The 1107-nt window shown below is 71.1% G+C and carries 2 protein-coding genes; both read left to right on the top strand.

Features of this window, described 5'->3' with window-relative positions:
• Positions 1 to 263: TatD family hydrolase (locus INF29_RS14430; RefSeq protein ID WP_193487424.1), on the top strand; the 263-nt coding region annotated here is incomplete at its 5' end.
• Positions 264 to 538: 275 nt separating this feature from the next.
• Positions 539 to 811 carry a hypothetical protein gene (locus INF29_RS14425; protein WP_193487422.1) on the top strand — a complete coding sequence of 91 codons (273 nt, stop codon included), beginning with the start codon at positions 539 to 541 and terminating at the stop codon, positions 809 to 811.
• Positions 812 to 1107 lie beyond the last annotated feature (296 nt).

The raw sequence follows: 1107 nt of genomic DNA, 5'->3' as shown, positions 1-1107 counted from the left end.
CGCGGCGCGCAGGGTGCCTGGTCTCCATGAACGGCATGATGCTCGCCACGCGCAGGGGACGGGAGTACGCGCGGATCATCCCGCAGAAGCAGCTGCTGCTCGAGACCGACGCCCCCGCCGAGCAGGGCGCGCCGGGCGCGGCCGCGGACCTCGAGGCGACTCTGCAGGCGACGCTCTCCCGGCTGGCGCAGATCCGCGGCGTCGACGAGGCCGGCCTGGGGCGCGCGGTCGCCGAGCGCGGCGCGGAGCTCCTCGGCCTGTAAGGGCGCGGACCGCATAGGCGGCACGGCCGCTCGGCCCGTCGCGCACGCGGCGCCTGAGCGCCGGGAGAGGCGGGCCCTCGGCCGCGAAAACGCGATTCCGCACTGCACCCGCACCGCGGGCGGGCAGCGACGGAGACGCGACCGCGGCGTCTCCGTACCGCACACCGCCCTCCCCGACCGTTCGCCGCCCGTCGCATAAGCCCCCGGCCGACGGGTATCCATCAGGTAGGTGCATCGAGCACGACGTACCCGGCACGACGAGGAAAGGAGCCATCATGTTCGATTTCAACGCTGTCGTCGAGCTCGCGGGGATGCTCTCCTCGCTTGCCGTGGTCTTCCTGGTCCTCGAGGCGGGATCCATCGCGCTGCCGGCCGCCGTGCGCCGCGCGCGGACATGGATGAGCAGCCGGGACGATACGGTCTCGTGGTCCACGCGCCGCGAGAAGGACGCCTACGCGGGCACCGCCCCCGCATCCGCCCGCTCCTCCCTGCACACCGCGACGGGACGCAGGCCCATGAACAGCCTGCCGATCCGCCAGGCGGCCTAGCGCTTCGCAACGGCATATCGACGATATTGAGGACGGGGGCCCGCGGGTCCCCGTCTTCTTGAAGCTACACGGAGCACGCATTCGCCCACCCCGTCGCGCCGGCATCGCCCGGAGGCGACGGGGTTGCATCGCCCTTGTCACCTTAGGATGCCAACACCCGTCACGTTCCCGGCAGTGCATGTCGCCACGGGCAGAATGACAGCGAACCCGCAACGGAGCCGAAGGGAGTGCCGGAATGGAAGAAAGCGCAAGGTATACCGCTGAACGGTTGGGTCTAGCATCCGAACCCCGTCAGG

Source organism: Anaerotignum lactatifermentans (assembly GCF_014982935.1).
GTDB classification, from domain to species: Bacteria; Bacillota; Clostridia; order Lachnospirales; family Anaerotignaceae; genus Anaerotignum; species Anaerotignum lactatifermentans.
Note: the sequence above shows the minus strand (reverse complement) of the source record. Positions and strands in the feature narration are given on the sequence as shown.